Source organism: Caballeronia sp. SBC1 (assembly GCF_011493005.1).
GTDB lineage: Bacteria > Pseudomonadota > Gammaproteobacteria > Burkholderiales > Burkholderiaceae > Caballeronia.
In genome coordinates, this window is sequence record NZ_CP049156.1 from 1960870 (window position 1) to 1980415 (window position 19546).

16 protein-coding genes and 1 riboswitch are annotated in these 19546 nt (G+C 59.7%); of the genes, 4 read left to right on the forward strand and 12 right to left on the reverse strand.

Annotated elements, in window-relative coordinates; all coding sequences use genetic code 11:
* Nucleotides 1-241 precede the first annotated feature (241 nt).
* The 8 genes from cobF to SBC1_RS08695 all read right to left on the reverse strand — a co-directional run bounded on the left by cobF (nucleotide 242) and on the right by SBC1_RS08695 (nucleotide 9634).
* Nucleotides 242-1015 (reverse strand): precorrin-6A synthase (deacetylating), encoded by a 774-nt coding sequence (gene cobF, locus SBC1_RS08660; RefSeq protein ID WP_165090804.1) that lies wholly within the window; start codon nucleotides 1013-1015, stop codon nucleotides 242-244.
* A 32-nt stretch (nucleotides 1016-1047) separates the two neighbouring features.
* The gene (locus SBC1_RS08665) at nucleotides 1048-2979 is read right to left on the reverse strand and encodes a TonB-dependent receptor domain-containing protein (protein WP_165090811.1); all 1932 of its coding nucleotides are present in this window, start codon (nucleotides 2977-2979) and stop codon (nucleotides 1048-1050) included.
* A gap of 413 nt (nucleotides 2980-3392) precedes the next feature.
* A riboswitch (adenosylcobalamin (AdoCbl) riboswitch) is annotated at nucleotides 3393-3545 on the reverse strand.
* A 218-nt stretch (nucleotides 3546-3763) separates the two neighbouring features.
* Nucleotides 3764-4819 carry an ABC transporter ATP-binding protein gene (locus tag SBC1_RS08670; RefSeq protein ID WP_165090816.1) on the reverse strand — a complete coding sequence of 352 codons (1056 nt, stop codon included), beginning with the start codon at nucleotides 4817-4819 and terminating at the stop codon, nucleotides 3764-3766.
* A complete protein-coding gene (locus tag SBC1_RS08675; protein ID WP_165090822.1) occupies nucleotides 4819-5691 on the reverse strand; it encodes an ABC transporter permease in 873 nt (290 codons plus the stop codon). Before SBC1_RS08675 ends, SBC1_RS08670 begins: the two co-directional genes overlap by 1 nt.
* On the reverse strand, nucleotides 5688-6560 hold the full coding sequence (locus SBC1_RS08680) for an ABC transporter permease (protein WP_165090825.1): 873 nt from the start codon (nucleotides 6558-6560) through the stop codon (nucleotides 5688-5690). Before SBC1_RS08680 ends, SBC1_RS08675 begins: the two co-directional genes overlap by 4 nt.
* Before the next feature lie 19 nt (nucleotides 6561-6579).
* Entirely contained in the window at nucleotides 6580-7650 is a 1071-nt protein-coding gene (locus tag SBC1_RS08685) for a PotD/PotF family extracellular solute-binding protein (protein ID WP_206365942.1), read from the reverse strand.
* Nucleotides 7651-7867: 217 nt separating this feature from the next.
* The gene (locus tag SBC1_RS08690) at nucleotides 7868-8587 is read right to left on the reverse strand and encodes a GntR family transcriptional regulator (protein WP_165090831.1); all 720 of its coding nucleotides are present in this window, start codon (nucleotides 8585-8587) and stop codon (nucleotides 7868-7870) included.
* 99 nt (nucleotides 8588-8686) lie between these two features.
* Complete coding sequence (locus tag SBC1_RS08695) at nucleotides 8687-9634, reverse strand: porin (RefSeq protein WP_371826749.1); 948 nt, start codon at nucleotides 9632-9634, stop codon at nucleotides 8687-8689.
* A 469-nt stretch (nucleotides 9635-10103) separates the two neighbouring features.
* On the opposite strand from SBC1_RS08695, the gene SBC1_RS08700 reads away from it, so the two are divergent.
* Complete coding sequence (locus SBC1_RS08700; RefSeq protein ID WP_165987562.1) at nucleotides 10104-11318, forward strand: winged helix-turn-helix domain-containing protein; 1215 nt, start codon at nucleotides 10104-10106, stop codon at nucleotides 11316-11318.
* Between the two features lie 42 nt (nucleotides 11319-11360).
* On the opposite strand, the gene SBC1_RS08705 is transcribed toward SBC1_RS08700, so the two are convergent.
* Nucleotides 11361-12017: a helix-turn-helix domain-containing protein gene (locus SBC1_RS08705; RefSeq protein ID WP_206365943.1), complete on the reverse strand. Its 657-nt coding sequence runs from the start codon at nucleotides 12015-12017 to the stop codon at nucleotides 11361-11363.
* A 110-nt stretch (nucleotides 12018-12127) separates the two neighbouring features.
* Here SBC1_RS08705 and SBC1_RS08710 point away from each other — a divergent pair, with 110 nt between their 5' ends.
* From SBC1_RS08710 to SBC1_RS08720, 3 genes are all read left to right on the forward strand, one after another.
* Nucleotides 12128-13423 carry an MFS transporter gene (locus SBC1_RS08710; RefSeq protein ID WP_165090843.1) on the forward strand — a complete coding sequence of 432 codons (1296 nt, stop codon included), beginning with the start codon at nucleotides 12128-12130 and terminating at the stop codon, nucleotides 13421-13423.
* A 30-nt stretch (nucleotides 13424-13453) separates the two neighbouring features.
* Entirely contained in the window at nucleotides 13454-15007 is a 1554-nt protein-coding gene (locus SBC1_RS08715; RefSeq protein WP_165987564.1) for an amidase, read from the forward strand.
* A gap of 89 nt (nucleotides 15008-15096) precedes the next feature.
* Nucleotides 15097-16329 (forward strand): FAD-binding oxidoreductase, encoded by a 1233-nt coding sequence (locus tag SBC1_RS08720; RefSeq protein WP_165090853.1) that lies wholly within the window; start codon nucleotides 15097-15099, stop codon nucleotides 16327-16329.
* Between the two features lie 137 nt (nucleotides 16330-16466).
* On the opposite strand, the gene SBC1_RS08725 is transcribed toward SBC1_RS08720, so the two are convergent.
* From SBC1_RS08725 to phnL, 3 genes are all read right to left on the reverse strand, one after another.
* Nucleotides 16467-17318 carry a MaoC family dehydratase N-terminal domain-containing protein gene (locus SBC1_RS08725; RefSeq protein WP_165090856.1) on the reverse strand — a complete coding sequence of 284 codons (852 nt, stop codon included), beginning with the start codon at nucleotides 17316-17318 and terminating at the stop codon, nucleotides 16467-16469.
* 306 nt (nucleotides 17319-17624) lie between these two features.
* Nucleotides 17625-18758 carry an alpha-D-ribose 1-methylphosphonate 5-triphosphate diphosphatase gene (locus tag SBC1_RS08730; protein WP_165090859.1) on the reverse strand — a complete coding sequence of 378 codons (1134 nt, stop codon included), beginning with the start codon at nucleotides 18756-18758 and terminating at the stop codon, nucleotides 17625-17627.
* Entirely contained in the window at nucleotides 18752-19546 is a 795-nt protein-coding gene (gene phnL / locus SBC1_RS08735; protein WP_165090862.1) for a phosphonate C-P lyase system protein PhnL, read from the reverse strand. Before phnL ends, SBC1_RS08730 begins: the two co-directional genes overlap by 7 nt.

Below are 19546 nucleotides of genomic sequence, written 5' to 3' on the forward strand. Positions count from 1 at the left end.
TCGCTGACGGGGCTCCCTTAAGAAAATCGAAAGGATCTTGTGGGTGGCGCAGTATCGGCCATGCGAGAGGTGTTCCCAAAGTTGCGGGCGCCAAGCTCTTTAGCGCGCTAATCTCTCGTATAAAGACGCTACATACTCACCAAGCTCCGGCATTGGCATGCTTGCCACGCGCGTAAAACCGAGCACCTCACAGGATTGCACGTCCCTCGCCTCGCGCCGGTACAGCTGCTCAAAATAACCGTTAGTTATCCTCGCGATGTGTATTCCTTCGCATCAGATAACTATCCATGATCCAGCCGTTTGCCTTGCGCGCTTCCGCCCGAATCCGTTCGATATCTCCAACCACATCCTTGAGTTTTCCGGACACCAGAATCTCATCCGGTGTGCCGACATAAGCACCCCAGTAAATATCGATGTCCAGGTCGGCGAAACGCTTGTAAGCACCCTCTGCATCCAGCATCACCACCACGCTGTCGACATTGCTTGGAAAACCCTCCGCTATTCGCCTTCCCGTTGTGATCTCGATCGATTCTCCAATGCGATTCAACGGTATCTTGTGCTGTGCCGCCAGGGCCTGAATGCTGCTTATGCCCGGGATCACTTCGTACTGCAGATTGTGTCCGCCTTTCTTGATGATCGAATCGACGATCCGAATGGTGCTGTCGTAAAGCGTCGGATCGCCCCATGTGAGGAACGCTCCGCATTCGCCATCGGACATCTGCTCGGAGATCAATCGTTCGAACACGACCTGCTTGTCGCCATTGAGATCCTCGACGCTTGCCCGATAATTGGCAGCGTCGCGTGATCGCTCGGGACTGGTTGCTTCAGCGAAGCGATAGTCATTGCCCTTGATGAAACGCCTGCAAATTTCCTTACGCAGCGCGATCAGCTTTTCCTTGGCACTGCCCTTGTCCATCACGAAGAAAACATCGACTTCGTTGAGCGCGTTGACCGCCTGAATCGTCATATATTCGGGGTTTCCGGCGCCAATGCCGATGATCAGAATTCGCTTCATAGGTGACTCACAAGGGTCGTGACGACAAGTAGTTAGAAAGTATAAGCGACCTTGCCGAACGCAGTCCGGCCCAACGTGTTGTAACCGTATGCAGTGACGTACTGCCGGTTAAAGAGGTTGGACAGATTGGCGGACACGGTGAGATGCGAATTGACCCTGTACGCAGCACGCAGGCCAACGGTTGTGTACGACGGCAGGTAGGTCGCGTTGAACTGGTCGTCGTAGGTCGATCCACCGTAAAGCAGCGAGACGCCCGTGCTCAGCGCGTGCAGGCGGAACTCGTCCCACATGTGATCGATGTTCAGGCTGACGGTCTGACGCGGACGGCGGTTGAGCCACGTCTGGTCGGTGACATCCTGGGGATTCAAAATACCGATCGCGAGACTGACCGGTGTCGAGTCGCCAAGCGTGCCCTTGTACGACAGGTCGATGCCCTGGATGCGCGCGCGACCTACGTTCACGGGAAGATAGGTCACCGTGTCGTAGGTGATGAGATCGTGCACGCGGGTGTCATAAACAGCGGCCGTAAAGGTGCCGAACGACGTGGCCGCATCGAGCGCGGCCTCGACCGTGTCGCTGCGCTCAGGCAGCAGGTTCGGGTTCGCGTAACCTGGGTAGTACAGGTCGTTAAAGGTCGGCAGGCGGAATGCGTTGCCATACGAAATGCGTGCCGTATAAACCGGGCTAATGGCATAAGCGATGGCGACATTGCCGGTATTTACCGACTGACCCTGGATGATCTCGTGACGCCCCGCCAGGAACACCGTCAACGCACCGAGTGTGACCGATTGATGGAGCGAGACTGCTGAATCGTTGCGTGTCGGCACGCCCGTGGGGATGTCGACGGGCAGGAAGGCTTGCTCGCGGGTGAAGTCGTAGGCGAGCTTGCTCTCGCCGGAAAGCGGCAGACTGAAGAGCGTGAGCCCGCGTTCGTGATGGGTCAGCGAGGTCGACGTACTGAAACGCGTCGAGTCGATCTCATCGGTCGGGATGTCCGGGTTGTTCGCATAGAGGAACTGGCGGTCCGTGGTATAGCCCACTGACTGGTCAAACTGCGTAAACGGCGTGAGGTCCAGATGAAACGCGATGCCTGTCGTCAACTGATGATCGAGTTGGCGGTCATCGCCGCCAGCATTGTCGTAGGACAGGTCGGACCGGTGATAAAGGGCGAATGTGGAGATCGACCAGTTGTCATGCGCATAGCCAAGACGCGCATCCACGTCCTGAGCATGGTACGGATTGCGGCCATCCTCGTGCCCGTAAGCCCACGGCTGGGTCGCATCAATTCCAGCGGTGTTGTAGTCGTGCAAGCCCAGGGAATAGGTCAGTCCAGCCAATGCCGCGAGCGGACCAGTGGACGAAATACTGCCTGAAGTGCGGATCTGTGTATCGAACGTTTTGTTCGAACCGCCGCCTGTTGAAATCGTGGTCTGGTTGGGCTGATTTGCCGCACGGTTCGTGAAGAGTTGCACGACGCCACCCACTGCGTCCGCGCCGAACGAGGCGGCCGCCGGTCCCGAGATAACTTCAACGCGGTCAAAGGCGGAGGTCGGAAGGTCGGCCCACTCAGCTTGACCCGTAGTCGCTGAACCCACTCGGATACCGTCTATGAAGACGGCGACCTGACTTCCCGTTGAACCACGGATGCTGACGGAGGCAGAAGTTCCTGGGCCACCGTTTTGCGAAATGGTAACGCCGGGCAGCGTTGCGAGGGCTTGCGTGATGCTCGGGTCAACGGGCGACAGGCGGTCGAGATCCGCGCGGGTAAGGACCTGGGTTGAGGCGTAGCGTTGATCGAACGATTGCGGCAGGTGCTGCGTGTCACCGGTGACGAGAATATTCGGCAGCGTGGCGGTGGACGGAAGCTGCTCCGGCTGCGGCAACGACGAGTCGTCAGCGGCCTGTGCAACCTGCCATACCGACACCGTGAGCGCAGACGTGAGGATGAAATGCCGAAACTTCATACGGGGAAAACCTTGTTATTGAAGATTGGATAATTGGATAGCGTGCAGCGAACGCGGGCGTAGCGCGTCGATTTCGGATACCGGCGGTGACGAAACCCGTGCCCCTTTGGACGCCTTACCGCCCTGCGCGTCATGCGATAGACGAGCGCAACCCGCGAACACACGCCGCGGCCAAGCCACCTTTAAGTTGCAGTGAATTCTCTCGCACAGCAGATACGCCCCTGCCTCGGGTGTTGGTCTTGGCAAACGGCGGACGTCTCACCCCTCGCCTGCGCAATCGATCATGCCGCAGGCGGGCAGCCAAATGCACTTACGTGGGGTCTTGTACACCGACGCGACTCAAGCTGGCAAATCGAGGAGATGCCGCTCTGGCTGTCAGCCAGGATCGCGGGCAGTATCGGTCATCGGTCATGTGGATGTCTCCCGGGGAGTGCGCGCCCCAAAGTCAGAAAAGAGGTATACGACGCCAAGGTCTGACTTCCGGTATGTGCTGAAACCGGTCACAGTGGCGCGACCGTGCTGGATTTGCACCAGCTTCCACGAGTCGTATGCGCGCATTTTACTTCCGAATCCCGCCTGACACTATCAAGTCCGGGATATTGAATAACTGATGGTGCGCGTGCCCCCGGTATCACGAGATCCGTGCACGCTGATTATCGATGCCCCCAAGCGACTTATCTTTCGCTATCCTTACGTTTTCATGCGTTCGCGCTGAAGCGTCGAGGGCGAGCGGAATCACTAGCTCCTGCCCCGCGCCAGAAGGCATGCAGATCTTGAAGGCTCCTTAGTGGACCAGGATCGTACTGTCGGGTGACCAGCTCAACGTCACTCGCGAGCCGACCGGAATCAGGTCTTCGCCGGAGTTTTGCACATGGACCTTGAGCCGCTGCCCGCACCAATCAAGCATATAGGTTGTATTCACACCGGCAAAGACGTGATGGGCAACCTGCGCCGTCAGCCGGTTATGCGCGCTCGGCGCGGCCTCGCCCGTTGCTCGCTGAAGCGCGATCTTCTCCGGACGAACCGCGCACTTCGTCTGATTCGATACAGCGGAGCGTGATCCGAAACGAATCAGGCTGCCGTCGTTGATGCGCATGCCGCCCGTCTCCAGTCGTCCGTTGAGGATGTTGGCATCGCCGAGAAACGTGGCAGCGAACTCGCTGGCCGGATGATCGTAAAGCTCGCGTGCTGTCGCCTCCTGGATCAATTTTCCATCGCGCAGGATACCTACACGATCACTCAACGTAAGCGCTTCTTCCTGGTCGTGCGTGACGAATACGGTCGTGATCGCGACATCACGCTGGATGCGGCGCAATTCGACCTGCATGTCCACACGCAAAGATTTGTCCAGCGCGCTCAGCGGCTCGTCGAGTAGCAACACGCGGGGGCGCGTCACAATAGCGCGCGCCAACGCGACGCGCTGGCGCTGGCCACCCGACAATTGATTGATCCGCCGCCCGTGCAGGCTGCCGAGTTGCACGAGGTCCAGCACCTCACCCACCCGCCGCTTGATCTCGCTCTTGTCCACATGCCGCACGGACAGCCCGAAAGCGACGTTGTCGGCCACATTCATATTCGGGAACAGTGCATAGTTCTGGAACACCATGCCGATCTCCCGCCGCTCCACGGGCAAGCGTTCGACCGGCTGATCGTCGATGCGGATCTGCCCGCTATCCGGGAACACAAAGCCGGCAATCATGCGCAGGAGCGTCGTTTTACCGCTGCCGGACGGTCCGAGCAAACCATAGAGTCCGCCCTCCGCGAAACGGATGGAAACGTCGTCCAGTGCACGCGACTCGCCGTATTGCTTGGATACCTTGATTACGTTGACTTCGGCCATTATTGCTCTCCACCAAATCGATACAGCCGTGACACGATCAACATCGTGCCCATCGACACGACAATGATGATGGTTGAAATTGCGTTGATCTCAGGTGTGAAACCCTTGCGAATCGCGCTATAGATTTCGACTGGCAGCGTGGTCTCGCCCGGGTTGGACAGGAAGTACGACACCACGAACTGGTCGAACGACACGGCGAATGCGAACAAGGCACCCGCCACCACGCCAGGTGCAATAGCAGGCAAGGTCACGCGCCACGTGATCTGCCAGCCGCTCGCGCCAAGCGAACGGGCGGCCAGTTCCAGCTCAGGAGAGAACGTGCGCAAGCGCGCGCCGACCACGATAATCACGTAGGGCAACGCGAGCGCCACGTGACCGAGCAGGATGGCGTGCAAGCCGCGTCCAATGCCGATCGCAAAGAAGAAGATCAGCATCGCGGTGCCCGTGATCAGCCACGGGATCGCCATCGGCGGGAACAGCATGGCTTGCAGGAAACGCTTGCCCGCGAAGTCGTATCGAAAGAATGCCAGCGACGCCATCACGCCGAGAACAGTGGACAACAACGTGGTCCACAGCGCGATCTCGATGCTCCTGAACGCCGCCGCCTTCAGCACGCCGTCCTCGGCGAGCGCCTGATACCAGTGCGTGGTGAAATGAAACGGCAACTCATAAAGCGGCGACGCGTTAGCCGACATCAACGCCATGACCAGGATCGGAAGATATAGAAATCCGATCACGGCCACGACGTACCCGTAGCCGATAGCGCCAAGCGCTGCACCCACGCTCCACGTCCTGCGACGCGGGGTATGCGGCCCGTTGGCGACAGCCGGCGAGTCCAGCTCGATTGATCCGATGGTGTTGTCCTGCTTCATTTGTCTTTCCTCCGCGCGAGCTGCATGCCGGCGAACAGGATTGCCAGCACGAGGGCCAGCAGCGTGAACGACAATGCAGCGCCAAGCGGCCAGTTGAATACGGCAACGAACTGGTCCTCGATAACCGTTCCAATGAACGTGCCCTTGCGCCCTCCGAGCAACCTTGGCTCCATGAACACTCCCACTACTGGCACGAAGGTCAACACGGCCCCGGCCAGCATGCCCGGCATGGCGAGCGGCAGGATCAGCCGGCTCAGGATAGTCAGGCGTCCCGCGCCCATTGAGCGAGCGGCTTCGACCAGGGAGTCGTCAATAGCCTGCAAGCTCAAGTAAGCGGTCAGCACCGAATACGGCAGGTAGGAATGCACCAGTCCAATCACGATTGCCGGATAGGAGAACATCAGGTCGGTGTTGACTGTCCACGGCCACAGATGATTGAGCACCCAGTCCACCAATCCGCCACTGCGCAGCACCATGTTCCAGGAGAATATGCGCACCAGTCCGTTGCTCCAGAACGGCAGGATGATCAGCAGGAACAGCGCTTCTCGAGCACGTCCGCGTATTACCTTCGCGAGCATGTAGGCGCATGGAAAACCGAGCACCGTGCAGATCAACGTGACCTGCGCGCTGAGTCCAAGCGAACGCACCATCAGCTTCCGGTACAGCGGTTCATCGAAGAACGTCAGGTAGTTCTGGAACGTCAGCGACCAGCTGCCGCCGCTCGTCGGCACGTCGGACATGAAGCTGTAGAACAGCATGACCGACAATGGCAGGAACACCGCAAGCAGGAGCCACAGGTAGGCAGGTCCGGCCAGCGTCATGGCGCGAACCAGCGGTCGGCCTTGCGGCGAACTGAGGGCAAATTTCATGGCACTTCCTTGAACGTCGTCAGTCGGCCTGGGCCTTGATTTCCTGCCACAACTGCAGGTAAGCCTTGCGCTTGTCGTCGGTGATCGGCTCCTGAAACTGGATCCGCGATTGCACCGCCGGGTTAGCTAGCACCGCACGGTTGAACGCATTGGCCGGCAACGCGGCAACCGCCTTGACGTTCGCCGAGACTGGTGCGCCAACGCGCGAATCCCACTGCGTGTAGAAACCAGGATCGATCATGTAATTGATAAAGGCTTTTGCGCCTGCGACGTTATGCGCACCCTTGGGAATCGACAGGGAATCCAGCCAGCCGATCGCGCCTTCCTTCGGGATCACGAAGGTGACCGGCAAGTTGAACTTGTTGCGGGCGCGTGCGGCAGATCCGCTCCAATACGTAGAGATGTAAAACACCCCCGACGCCACATACTGGTTCCAGTCGTTCTCTGAACCCCAGAACGTTTTCAGTTGACCGGTCAGCGCCTTGAGCTTCTCTTTGACCGCGTCGAGATTCTTGATGTCGTTGATGCTCTGGCCCGTTGCGAGCGCTGCGAACTGGACTGCTTCGATAGCGTCGTCGCGCATGCCGACGTGGCCCTTGTACGCCGGGTCCCACAGCGCCTGGATGGTGTCCGGAACAGGATGGACCTTGGAGTCGTTGACAGCAAACGACGTCACTCCCCACGCCCATGGAATGCCGTAGCTCTGGCCACCAATTTCGAGCAAATGTGAATGGCGCATCTTAGGGTTCAGATCGGCGACGTTCGACATCCCGGTCACATCAATGGGCTGAAGCAAGTTTTGTTCGCGTGCTTGCTGGTTGAACGCGCTGTTGACCATCACCACGTCGTACGCGCCCGGATTGGTACGCAGCTTGGTGAGCATTTCCTGCTCGGAATTGAAGAAATCGTTGACCACGTGATACCCGGTCTTCGCTTCGAACTCCTTGAGCGCCCAGGGCTCATCCGTGCCATACCCCTTCCAGTTCAGCACGTGTACATCTTCGGCGTGCGCGGCGAAAGAAGCCAGGGCGGCCGTTGCCATTACCATTGCGCACGTCAACGCCCGTCTCAATACTTTATTCAATGCCATTTCATGGACTCCCGACAATCAAGTTGAACTCAAGCAGCACAGGCTGCAGCAGTAACTAGTAAATACACCTTAGTAAATAAATAGGAGCCAGACTTTTCAAGCCTGGTACCTCCTAGCGCATTAGCAACGGCCGCCTGAACACCACACGTATGCGCGAACGAGCTCGTCGCGCCGGGCGGTCAATGCATCTGTCTTTGCTCGGCCGCCTCAAGCATTTTCAAAATTCCAGGTGCAATCCGAAATAGGCGGGGTCAAGCAAACTGACCACGTATTCGACCGGCTTTCCATGCTTGTCACGCGTGAGCCGACGGGTGCGCAGGAACGACATGCCCGGCGGGTGCTTCAGGATATCGGCGTTGACTTGTTCCAGCCCGATCACCTCTGCCCATTCTTCGCCGTGATCCGCGGCCATTCCGTATTCGATCAAGGTCTGGTTCAGTGAACCGCCGATCAGGCCTTGCAACGGCAGGTCCGCCAGCCGGTCTGAGAACGGAATCCGGCTGAGTTCAAGCGAGATCGGTCGCTGCGAATCTGCTAGCACCCGCAACCGATCCACTGCGATAAAAGCCGGTTGTTCCAGCGCGAGTTCAGCGGCTAGCTTTTCATCCTGGATCACCCTGATTTGCAGCAACCGCGTTTGAGCGCCACCATCCGCCGTTTCGAGCGCCTTTGACCAGCCGAGCGCACTATCCAGCGTCTGGCCGTTATAGGTGACAAACGAACCCACGCCGACTTTGCGGCTAATCAGGCCCGTGTTCGTCAGTTCCTCGAGACCCTTGCGAATAGTGTTTCGGCTGACCGAGAACCGCTGCACCAACTCACTCTCGCTTTCCAGCAAAACGCCGTAGGGCAAGCGCCCGGTCAAAATCTCATCCTGGATCGCCGCAGCGACCATTTCCGCTTTCGACGCGCCCACATTGTTCAAACGCTTTTTCATTGCAGCGCCCCCGATCGTGGTGACCTTTCTGTCCTGAGAGCAGAAATTTTACGTATACATGTATGAACATGTTTTGCACGGGCCAGCCAATAATGAAATCTAGAACTTATGGAACATACCAATCGAGATGCCATGCGGACTGGCGCCGGGATATGCCAGCGGCAAGCCGGGATTAGCGGACCCCGCCAGCGTATAAGACGCCTGATTGTGATTGGTCAGATAGGAAATCGTGCCGTATACGCTGGTATTTTTGGAGAGGTCATACTGCGCCATTGCGGCAATTTGATTCGCATTATCGGCAGCAGCGGTTTTATCATGCAATGCGGTATAGCCTAATGCGACAAAGACCGTGGGCGTGAATTGATATTTTCCCGAAACACCATAAACGTTGACATTCAGATTGATGTCCGTCCATCTGCTGGCGGCATAGCCGGCATAAATCGTCGCCTTTTGAATGGTGTAGGAGGCACCCGCCTCCACGGCGGTATCGGTCGAGGAATTGGTGGCGTTCTTCACGGCCTGCCACGCCACCGTAGCGGCGATCGGCCCGCTGTTGTACTGAAGATCCGCCTGATAGCTCGAACCCGCCGAGCGCAATCCGCCCGCGTCGCCAAAACCGGCATATACACCGGCCTGCAGACCCGCTATGACCGGTGACTGGTACGACACGGTATTACTCGTGCGCACGACGTAGGTCATCAAGTTGCTGAATCCGGACGCCTGGGTCGATGCCCCGAATGCGTCCAGATAACCCTGGTCGTAAAAGACTGGCGAGTTTTGGCGGCCCAATCTCACTTCACCCCAGTTACCCGATAAACCCACCCACGCCTGCCGGTTGAACATCTGGCCCGTGGAAGCGAATGTGCCGTTGTTCGGATTAAAACCGTTCTCAAGTTGGAAATTGACCTTATTGCCGTCGCCAATATCCTCGGAGCCCTTTAATCCAAAACGACTGGCCCATTCTGAACTCGATCCAACGGCCGCAGTGTAGTGATTGCCAGTATTAACGTACTGAAAGAATTCATCCACGATACCGTAAAGCGTCACGCCAGAATCCGCATGAGCATAACTACACGACAACAACGCTGCACACGCAGCGTATCGACCCAGCTTCATATACCCCCCGGTAGTAAAAATAGCGGACGTGCTACGGCAGTGAACAAGTTGACCTACCTATCCGTTCTAAAAAGTACATGTATGAACAGGATCAAAATGTAGGTTGCCATTTTTTCGCAGTCAAGCGATTTGCACGTAGGGGAAAATGCTTAGATGACGGCGAGGACAGGGGTGCGTATGAGGGGCGAGGCTCTCGCGCGACGGTGCATGACGGCCCTCCTCGTTCGGTTCTCTTGTCCCCGCGCGTCATGCAGTGCCTTGAAATTGAAGGCTGAGGCAGGACGTCGGGACATTCCTTGAAGCTGACACAGGCGGTCCACCGTCCCGATCCCACCGCACGAGCAAGCCGGGCCTCTGGTAACGTATCCGGCCAACGCGTCTCCGCTCATGAGCCCACCGCATGAAGACAATCCCCCTGTCGGCCGCCCGCACTCTGCATCTGATAGCCCAAGGCCTGCTTGCGCCGCCGCGCCGCAAGGCGACAAAAACGGATGTGCTTGACGCAATCCGCCGCATGGCGCAGTTGCAGATCGACACCATCCACGTGGTCGCTCGCAGTCCTTACCTTGTGTTATTCAGCCGCCTTGGCGACTATCAGCCGCAATGGCTCGACGAGCATCTGGCCGAGGGTTCCCTGTTCGAATACTGGTCGCACGAGGCCTGTCTTGTGCCAATAGAAGACTACGGGCTGTTGCGTCACCGAATGCTTGATCCCGCCGGGATGGGCTGGAAATACGCGGCAGACTGGCATGCAAAACATCGCGACGACATCGAGCGCCTGCTCGAACGCATTCGGGCGACGGGCCCGATTCGCTCGGCGGACTTCGCTCGCGAAGGCGGCAATGGCAGCGGCTGGTGGGATTGGAAACCCGAAAAACGTCACCTGGAAGTACTGTTTGCAACCGGCGAACTGATGGTCGCGGAACGGCGCAATTTTCATCGGATCTACGATGTGACCGAGCGCGTGCTGCCCGGCTGGAATGACGCGCGCGACCTGCCGCCCGCCGATGCGGTCCCGCAGGAATTACTCAAGCGCGCTTGCCGAGCGCTAGGCATCGTCCGTGCCGACTGGGTAGCGGACTATTACCGCATGCCGCGCCGTCCCTACACCTCAGCGTTACACGAACTGGCCGACGCCGGGGAGCTGATACCCGTGCGAGTTGATGACTGGAAGGCAGATGCGTTCGTGCACCGCGACCTGGCGGACAAACTGGACGGTGCGGCCGCCGGCAGTCTTGCGTCCACGGTGACCACGGTGCTTTCGCCATTCGATCCGGTCGTATGGGATCGCAAGCGCGCGAGCACGTTGTTCGGATTCGACTACGCGATCGAGTGTTATACACCGGCCGCAAAACGCAAGTATGGTTACTTCGCACTCCCGATCTTACATCGAGGACGTCTGATTGGACGGGTCGATGCGAAGGCGCATCGCACGCAAGGTATTTTTGAACTCAAGTCGTTGCATATCGAGCCGGGCGTGCGGGTGGGCACGGGCTTGACGGCCGACCTGCGCCGCGCGTTGCAGCGTTGTGCGGACTGGCATAAAACGCCGCAGCTAGCGGCCGGTGCGGGCGTTCCCGCAACGCTGGCTGCTGCATTGACCGGCGTGCCGTGACCTTGGGACCAATGTGTTCGCAAGCGGCAATTGTATGAATGGCTAGATCGCGTCTGCCGGACGATTCGCGTCGGTATCGACACAACACACCAGCACTTGCGCGTCGTCTTGGCTCGTCGTCAGATACACGTGGCCGACCGCGCTATCGAAATAAAGACTGTCACCGGGTTCAAGCCTGAACACCTTGCCATCTTCGAACCGCAACTCCAGCGAGCCGCCGAGCACGAACACAAACTCCTCGCCCGCATGCCGGATGTACTCCGGAAAATCCGACACATTCCTGGCACGGATGTGCGCGCGCATTGGCACCATGCGTTTGCCGGTCAGGTCGCTCGCAAGCATGCCGTACTCGTAGTTCGGCGTGTCGTAGATCGCCTGCTCACCCGATGCCGTGAAAGAAGGTGTCATCGGTCGTGCGGCAGCCTTGGGCAACGGCCGCGTGCGCCCGAAAATGGCGTCGAACTCAAGCTGCAGCGAATGTGCGAGGGCCGCGAACTTGTCGTAGGTCAACGCAATGTCCCCGCGTTCGGCCTTCGAAATAGTCGATACAGCAATCCCCGATCGCTCCGACAACTCCATCAGCGTCAACCCCCTCGCCTTGCGAGCTTCACGAATGCGCGCACCGACCATCTTGTGATCCAAAGTCGGCGGCGCATCGCGTTTCATCGTTCCTGCCGTCGCAACAACCGCTTTCGCCATCGCTTTGCCTTTGCACCTGGAGTCGAGAATTTTTGTCGGATACGAGAATATTATTTTTTCTCGTATATGATAACTCACGTCGATTCTCCCTTACTCCAAGGACGCTGATCGTGTCAACACTCGCACTGGGCAAGGCCGGTTTGTCGAAGACACATGTCATTGCCGCGACCACGGTCGGCACGGCGCTCGAGTTCTACGACTTCACCATCTACAGCTTTTTCGCGATCCAGATCGGCCAGCTTTTCTTCCCGGGCGCGTCGCCGGTTAATCAGTTCCTGCTATCGATCGGCGTGTTCGGCGTGGGTTTTGTCGTGCGTCCGCTGGGCGGGATTGTGATTGGCGCGTATGCGGACCGCGTAGGCCGCAAGAAGGCGATGGTGCTGACCATCATGATGATGGCGCTGAGCTGCGCGATGATCGCCTGCGCCCCGCCCTACGCCGTCGCAGGCGTGGCGGCGCCGCTGATCGTGCTGGCCGCGCGGCTGATCCAGGGCTTTGCGGCCGGCGGCGAGTTCGGGCCGGGTACGACGTTGCTGGTCGAGTATGCAACCGACCAGACTCGCGCGTTCTTCGCGAGCTGGAACTTTGCGGCAACGGCGCTTGGCCTCGCACTCGGCGCGCTGGTCGCCACGCTGGTGAACGTCGCGTTGCCGAAGCAGGCTGTGCTCGAGTGGGGCTGGCGTCTGCCGTTCCTGCTTGGGATTGTCGCGGCGCCGGCCGGCATGCTGATACGCCGGCGGCTGGAAGAAACGCTGGTCAATCGACCACCCCGCGCACCCGGTGCGCTTCGTGCTCAAAGTGCGTTGAAAGCTGCCCTGACCACGCACCTGAAGCTGACGATACTCGGTACCTTCGCCGAACTTGGCGGTTCTGTGTCGGTGTACATCACGGCGTTTTTCCTGCCGAGCCATGCGGTTCGCGCACTGCATCTTTCGCCGACGGCGGCGGTGACATCGGGCGTCGTCAGTTCGCTCGTCCTGTTCGTGGCCGCGCCGCTGGCCGGCAAGCTCGCCGACCGCTTCACCCGCAAACGCGTGCTCGTGATCTCGCGTGTCATCATGCTGCTGACGGTCTATCCCGCGTTTGCGTTCCTCGGCAGCCACCCTTCCATGACCGCCCTATGTATTGTCTCGGGCTTGCTCGCGGTGTTCGTCGCCGGCCAGATCGTGCCGGTCCTCGTGATGATCCCCGAGCTGTTTCCGAAGCATGTCAGGGCGACCGGTATTGCGTTGACCTACGTAGTGAGTGCATCGTTTTTTGGCGGCTTCTCGCCATTCATCGCGAGCTGGCTGGTGGCGCGAACCGGCAACCCGCTCGCGCCGGCATGGTATGTCGCCGTGGCCTGCGCGATCTCACTCGTGCCGGTAATCTGGCTGAAGGACCGCACCGGGCAATCGCTTACATGAACCCGAGAAGGACAAGTTTAAGGAGACGTCATGAGTCACAACACTGAATTGGTCAGCCGATCTGCCGTTGAACTGCGCCGCATGATCGGCTCGAAGGAGATATCCCCGGTCGAGTTGCTCGATGCCTGCATCGAACGGATCGAAGCAATCAACCCCGCGGTGAACGCGGTCACGGCCACGTGTTACCCCGAAGCGCGCATTGCGGCTAAAACCGCCGAGCGCCAGGTCTTGAACGGAGAACCACTCGGCTTGCTGCATGGCTTGCCGCTTGGCGTGAAGGACCTGGAAGATACAGCAGGCCTTCTCACGACCTACGGCTCGCCGATGTCCCGCGGCAACGTCCCGTCCCGCGATGTCCTGCTCGTCGAACGCCTGCGCGCAGCGGGCGCGATCCTGGTCGCCAAGACCAACGTACCGGAGCTCGGCGCGGGCGCGAACACGCGTAATCCGGTCTGGGGTGCGACCGGCAACCCGTTCAATCCCAAGCTGAATGCAGGCGGTTCATCGGGTGGCGCAGCAGCGGCGCTCGCCTGTGACATGCTGCCGGTCTGCACCGGGTCGGACACCGGCGGATCGCTCCGCATACCCGCATCGAAATGCGGCGTGGTTGGCTTCCGGCCATCGCCCGGACTCGTGCCGAATTCACGCAAGCTGCTGGGCTGGACGCCGATATCCGTCGTCGGCCCCATGGGCAGGACCGTGGCCGAAGCCTGCCTGCAACTCGCTGCAACAGCGGGCATTTCTGCGACGGATCCGCTTGGCTACGAGTCCGACCGCTTGAGTTTTGCCATCCCGCAAGCGCTTGATCTGAGCACGTTGCGCATCGGCTGGACGGAAGATTTCGACAGTTGCGACGTCGATGAAAACATCCGCCAGATCTTTCGCGAGCGCATGGCGGCGCTCAAGCCGATGGTCCATACCTGTGAACCAGTGAGCTTCGATCTCGGTGATGTCCACCGCTGCTTCGACGTAATCCGCGCAGAGAGTTTTGTCGCGGGCTTGCGTGATGCCTATGCACGCGACCCGAACACGCTCGGACCCAACACGCGGGCGAACTACGAGCTGGGCGCGAGCATGACCCTCGCCGACAGTGCCTGGGCGCAAGCCGAACAGACTCGCATATTCAAGCGCTTTCAATCTGCGTTCGCCGAGTACGACGTGATCCTCTCGCCGACTACGCCGGTCACGCCGTTCCCGTGGCAGGAGTTATATGCTGCGCAGATTGGCGGGCGCGCTCAGGAGAATTATTATCGATGGCTGGCGCTCACCTATGTTGTCACGCTGACCACGCATCCGGCGATCTCAATACCTTGCGGCGTCGATCACGCCAACATGCCATTCGGACTGCAAATCGTTGGCCCGTTTCATGGCGATCACAAGACGCTCGCGGTTGCTCATACGCTTGAGCAAGCGTTCGAAACATCGCCAGTCCTGCGCCGTCCGCGACCCGATTTATCGAAGCTGACGCAACCGACGGCAGCGCTGAAGTCGATCGTCACTGCGCCACCTATTTTTAATGCGGCCAGAGAAAGCACCACTAACACGACTAGCACGATTGGCACGACCGGCACATCGGCCGTCTGAACCATGGCAAACGAAATCAACGTCTTCAAACCAATGCGCGGATGAGTCAGGTGATGATCGCCCTCGCCTGAACCGCCAAGGAACACCACATGAAATTCGATACCGTCGTGCTCGGCGGCGGCATAGTAGGGGTATCCATCGCGGTGCATCTGCAAAAGCGCGGGCGCTCGGTAGCGCTCGTGGACCGCAAGCCTCCGGGCAACGAAACCTCGTTTGGCAACGCGGGACTGATCCAGCGCGAAGGGGTGTATCCGTACGCGTTTCCGCGCGCGCTGAGCGCTCTCCTGAAGTATTCCCGCAACACCGCGCTCGATGTCCGCTATCACCCCAACGCCATACTCAAGCTTGCGCCGTTTCTTTGGCGGTATTGGCGCAACTCTCATCCGTCGCGGCACGCTGTGATCGCGCGCTGGTACGCGACGCTGATCGAGCATTGCGTGACGGAGCATCGGATGCTTGCTGCCGAGGCCGGCGCAAGCGCGTTGCTGCTGCCGAGCGGCTGGATCAAGGTGTTCAGGACGAACGCAAAGCAAGATTCAGAAATGCAGGCCGTGCAGCGTTGGCAACGCGAGTTCGGCGTGAGCTTCGACGCCCTCGATCCAGCGCGTCTCCGCCAGACCGAACCTGATCTTGACGCGTCCTTGAAAGGCGGCCTTCGCTACACTGCGGCCGATGCTGTCAGCGACCCGAACGCGCTGGTCACCGCCTACGCGCAGTATTTCGATCGGCTGGGCGGACGGTTTTTTATCGGCGATGCAACTACGCTCAGGGACCATTGGAGCGTCAGTACGCAGGCGGGTTTGTTGAGCGCGCGAACAGCCGTGATCGCGATGGGGCCCTGGTCGGACGATGTCACCAAACGGCTCGGCTACAGCCTGCCGCTCGCCGTCAAGCGTGGTTACCACATGCACTATGCGGCGAGGTCGGGCGCGCGCCTGAACCATCCGGTACTCGATGTTGAAAACGGTTACCTGATCGCGCCGATGTCACGCGGTATCCGCCTGACTACGGGCGCGGAGCTCGCGCTTCGCGACGCTCGCAAGACACCCGTGCAACTGGACGCGGTTGAACCGATCGCACGCGGTTTGTTCCCGCTGGAACAGCGCCTCGACGATGCCCCCTGGATGGGCCGCCGTCCCTGCACGCCCGACATGATGCCGATCATTGGCGCCGCGCCGAAGCATGACGACCTGTGGTTCGCATTCGGGCACGCGCATCATGGGCTGACGCTCGGGGCGATTACGGGGCGGCTTATCGCGGAGTTAGTAACGGGCGAAAAACCGCTCGTCGATTTGCACCCCTTCAGGGCCGATCGATTCTGAATACGACGCTTCAACGCGCTCACACTTTCTTGAGCAGGCTGCGCTATTGCGGGGCGTCAATGACAAGCGCGGGCTTCCCGAATGTCCTGGAACTGATCAGAGTGAGCGCGCTGCATCAGGACTTTTGTTAGAGGGAGTCAGGCAAGCGTCGCAGTAGCGCGCATGGTCAGGTAACCATCATGATCTTTGGCCCATAACTCGATCGTGCGGCCGTCATCCGACGGTTTGCCACACACGGTGAATGGATTGGGGGCGAAGGTCGGTCGCAGCGCGCGGAAAGCGAAGCTCGCGATGTTCGCATCGGGCAACTCACGGCGCACCAGATCCACGAGCAAGGTCGCGATTAACGGACCGTGCACGATCAACCCCGGATACCCCTCTTCCTGCGTAACGTAGGGGTGATCGTAGTGAATCCGGTGACCGTTGAAAGTCAGCGCCGAGTAGCGGAACAGCAACACCGGGTCGGTCTGAATCGCGCGGCTGAAGGTCTCGTCGACGGGCGCTTCAGGAGGCTCTTTCTTCGGCATGCCGAGACCATCAGGGTCGGGTTCGTCGCGGTAGACAATGTCGTGTTCTTCTTCAATCTTGAGCACGCCGGCCGCTTCAATTTCATGCTGGACCGTCACGAACACAAGCCGTCCGGTACGCCCCGTCTTGTCTTCTATATTCACAATGGTCGACGTGCGAGTTGCCTCTTCGCCAACCACCAGCGGCGCGTGAAATGTCAGGCGTCCGCCCGCCCACATCCGGCGCGGCAGCGGCACGGGCGGCAGAAAACCACCGCGTTTCGGGTGGCCATCGGGACCGGTTTCAGACAAGGCCGTAATCGGCAAAAAATAGAGCCAGTGCCATAGCGGCGGTACATTTTTCGTCTCGGGATCGCGATCCAGCGTAGCGGCCATTGCCGCCAGCGGGAACGCGGTGATTACGTCACGGACAACTTGTGTCCTGTCCAGCCAGCTGTCGAATTTTTCAGTTGCTTCGGGCACGATGGCGTCTCTCGTTATACGTGGCTGCAAGGGCTCTATACATAGCATCATTAACGACTTCAACTATGAACCCATCTGTCCGTTTCGCGAAGACGTGATTTTTGAATCGGCGTTGTGTTTTACTTAGGTTTTACTTAGCGCGCAGTTCACTCAGCCTCGCGCGAGTAGTGGATGCTTCGTCTTCAACACGTTGGCAGTTCTCTGACGCCATCGGCTGCTCAGCCACTTTCATAATTTGGGCAGCGGCACGAAGGGCAAAGCCGTCATGCCGCTTGATCGTCTCGCGTGGCGACCCTTGCCCTGCAATCACGCTACGCGTCTGCCTTCAAGGAACGTAGCGCGCGGCACCGGCAAGCGGCCTGCCATTGCGACCCGCACGAAATCCGCCCTGAGTCCCAGGCCAATCGCGCCACGATCCGTCAGACCAGCCGCCTTGGCCGGAGCCCACGATATCGTGCGGATAGCGTGCGGCAGCGACCAGCCCGCCTTATCGACGAGTTCGAACACGGCGGTCAGCAAACTCGACGGCACGTAGTCCGACGACAGGATGTCGAGCAGCCCCGCGCGCGCCATCTCAAGCGCCGATACATTGCCCGAGTGCGAGCCGCCGCGCACGACGTTCGGCGCACCCATGATCGTCGCAATGTCATGATCCCTTGCCGCCTGCGCCGCGGCCAGCGTCGTCGGAAATTCGGCGAGGGCGACGCCGTCCTCCACCGCTTCCAGCACGTGCTCGACCGATGTGTCGTCGTGACTCGCGAGCGGCAGACCCAGCGCTTTGCAACGCGCAACAATCTCGCTGCGATGGACCCGGGCGTACCGATGCTGGTCGTCAGTCAGTTCATTGAGCACCGTGCTCGCGTGTTCGTCGGTCCATTTGCCGTGACGCTCCTGATACTTGCGCCACTGCACCGGATCGTGCCATTGGCGCTGGCCCGGCGTATGGTCCATCACGGAGACAAGACGCAACAGCGGATGCGAAACGAGGCCCTCGAATACTTCAAGCACGTCCGCTGCCGCCACTTCGCATCGCAGATGCAGGAAGTGATCGACACGCAGCATACCGGTCCCCGCCAGCCGCTCGATCGAGCGCGCGCAGTTGGTCTGTATTTCCTTGCCGCGTACACCCACGCCCCCACGCGAGCCGATCCCGAGTGCATCGAATACCGTCGTAATACCGGCCGTTGCCACTTGGGCGTCGTGCACGAGGATGGCTGCGTCATGGTTCCACAACACGCCCGGTCGCGGCGCGATATGCTTTTCGATGTTGTCGGTATGCAGCTCGACCAGTCCAGGCAACAGATAATCGCCGCCCCAATCCTCGGCTTCGGCCACCGACGTTGTGCCAGGCGCCACCTCGGTGATACGGCCGTCCGCTACCCGTACTACGCCTGTGAACTCTTCATCGCGAGTGACGATGCGCGCGTTTTTGATCAACATGTCTGCAAGGTTTCCGTAATCGTTGACGCCGTTGCCGCCTGCCCGGCGGGAGCGTTGAGTTGGATCACGCGAGTGGCAACACGTTCACGTGTGTCCTCGTCATGAAAAATACCGACAATTGCCGCGCCCCGCTCGCGTGCCTCCACGATCAGATCCGCCACGACCTGCCGGTTCTCGGCGTCGAGCGACGCAGTGGGTTCGTCGAGCAGCAGCAGCGGCTGTTCAGCAATCAGCCCGCGCGCGATATTGATGCGTTGTTGTTCACCGCCGGAGAACGTCGCCGGCGCAAGCGTCCACAGACGCCGCGCCACGTTCAGGCGTTCAAGCAGCGCGCCGGCACGTGCCCGTGCGTCTTCCTCGTCCATGCCGCGAGAGATCAGCGGCTCGCTGACGAGATCCAGCGACGACACACGCGGGATGGCGCGTAAAAACTGGCTCACATAGCCCATGGTAGTACGGCGCAAGCGAATCACGTCGTGCGGCAGCGCATCCGAAAGCGACAGGTATCGCGATGTTCTGCTGTCGTCGCGGATAGCAACCGTGCCACGCGTAAGCAGATAGTTGCCGTACATGCAGCGCAGCAAGGTGCTCTTGCCGGCACCCGAAGGCCCCGACAACACGACACACTCGCCCCGTTCTACATCGAGCGACACACCGCCCAGCGCAGCGATGCGCACGCCACCCTGCTGGTGCAGCGTGAAAGTCTTCTCGACTCCTCGCGCACGCAGCATCAGTGCCGCGCGTTCAGCAAACGCAAGCTCATTGGAAAGATCGGCATTGGCATTCAT

Coding starts and splice junctions, on each gene's coding strand:
- SBC1_RS08705 (WP_206365943.1), bottom strand. CDS start 12,017: ATGGCGAAAGCGGTTGTTGCGACGGCAGGAACGATGAAACGCGATGCG.
- SBC1_RS08720 (WP_165090853.1), top strand. CDS start 15,097: ATGAAATTCGATACCGTCGTGCTCGGCGGCGGCATAGTAGGGGTATCC.
- SBC1_RS08700 (WP_165987562.1), top strand. CDS start 10,104: ATGAAGACAATCCCCCTGTCGGCCGCCCGCACTCTGCATCTGATAGCC.
- SBC1_RS08670 (WP_165090816.1), bottom strand. CDS start 4,819: ATGGCCGAAGTCAACGTAATCAAGGTATCCAAGCAATACGGCGAGTCG.
- SBC1_RS08730 (WP_165090859.1), bottom strand. CDS start 18,758: ATGTTGATCAAAAACGCGCGCATCGTCACTCGCGATGAAGAGTTCACA.
- cobF (WP_165090804.1), bottom strand. CDS start 1,015: ATGAAGCGAATTCTGATCATCGGCATTGGCGCCGGAAACCCCGAATAT.
- SBC1_RS08690 (WP_165090831.1), bottom strand. CDS start 8,587: ATGAAAAAGCGTTTGAACAATGTGGGCGCGTCGAAAGCGGAAATGGTC.
- SBC1_RS08675 (WP_165090822.1), bottom strand. CDS start 5,691: ATGAAGCAGGACAACACCATCGGATCAATCGAGCTGGACTCGCCGGCT.
- SBC1_RS08715 (WP_165987564.1), top strand. CDS start 13,454: ATGAGTCACAACACTGAATTGGTCAGCCGATCTGCCGTTGAACTGCGC.
- SBC1_RS08685 (WP_206365942.1), bottom strand. CDS start 7,650: ATGGCATTGAATAAAGTATTGAGACGGGCGTTGACGTGCGCAATGGTA.
- SBC1_RS08680 (WP_165090825.1), bottom strand. CDS start 6,560: ATGAAATTTGCCCTCAGTTCGCCGCAAGGCCGACCGCTGGTTCGCGCC.
- SBC1_RS08665 (WP_165090811.1), bottom strand. CDS start 2,979: ATGAAGTTTCGGCATTTCATCCTCACGTCTGCGCTCACGGTGTCGGTA.
- phnL (WP_165090862.1), bottom strand. CDS start 19,546: ATGAATGCCAATGCCGATCTTTCCAATGAGCTTGCGTTTGCTGAACGC.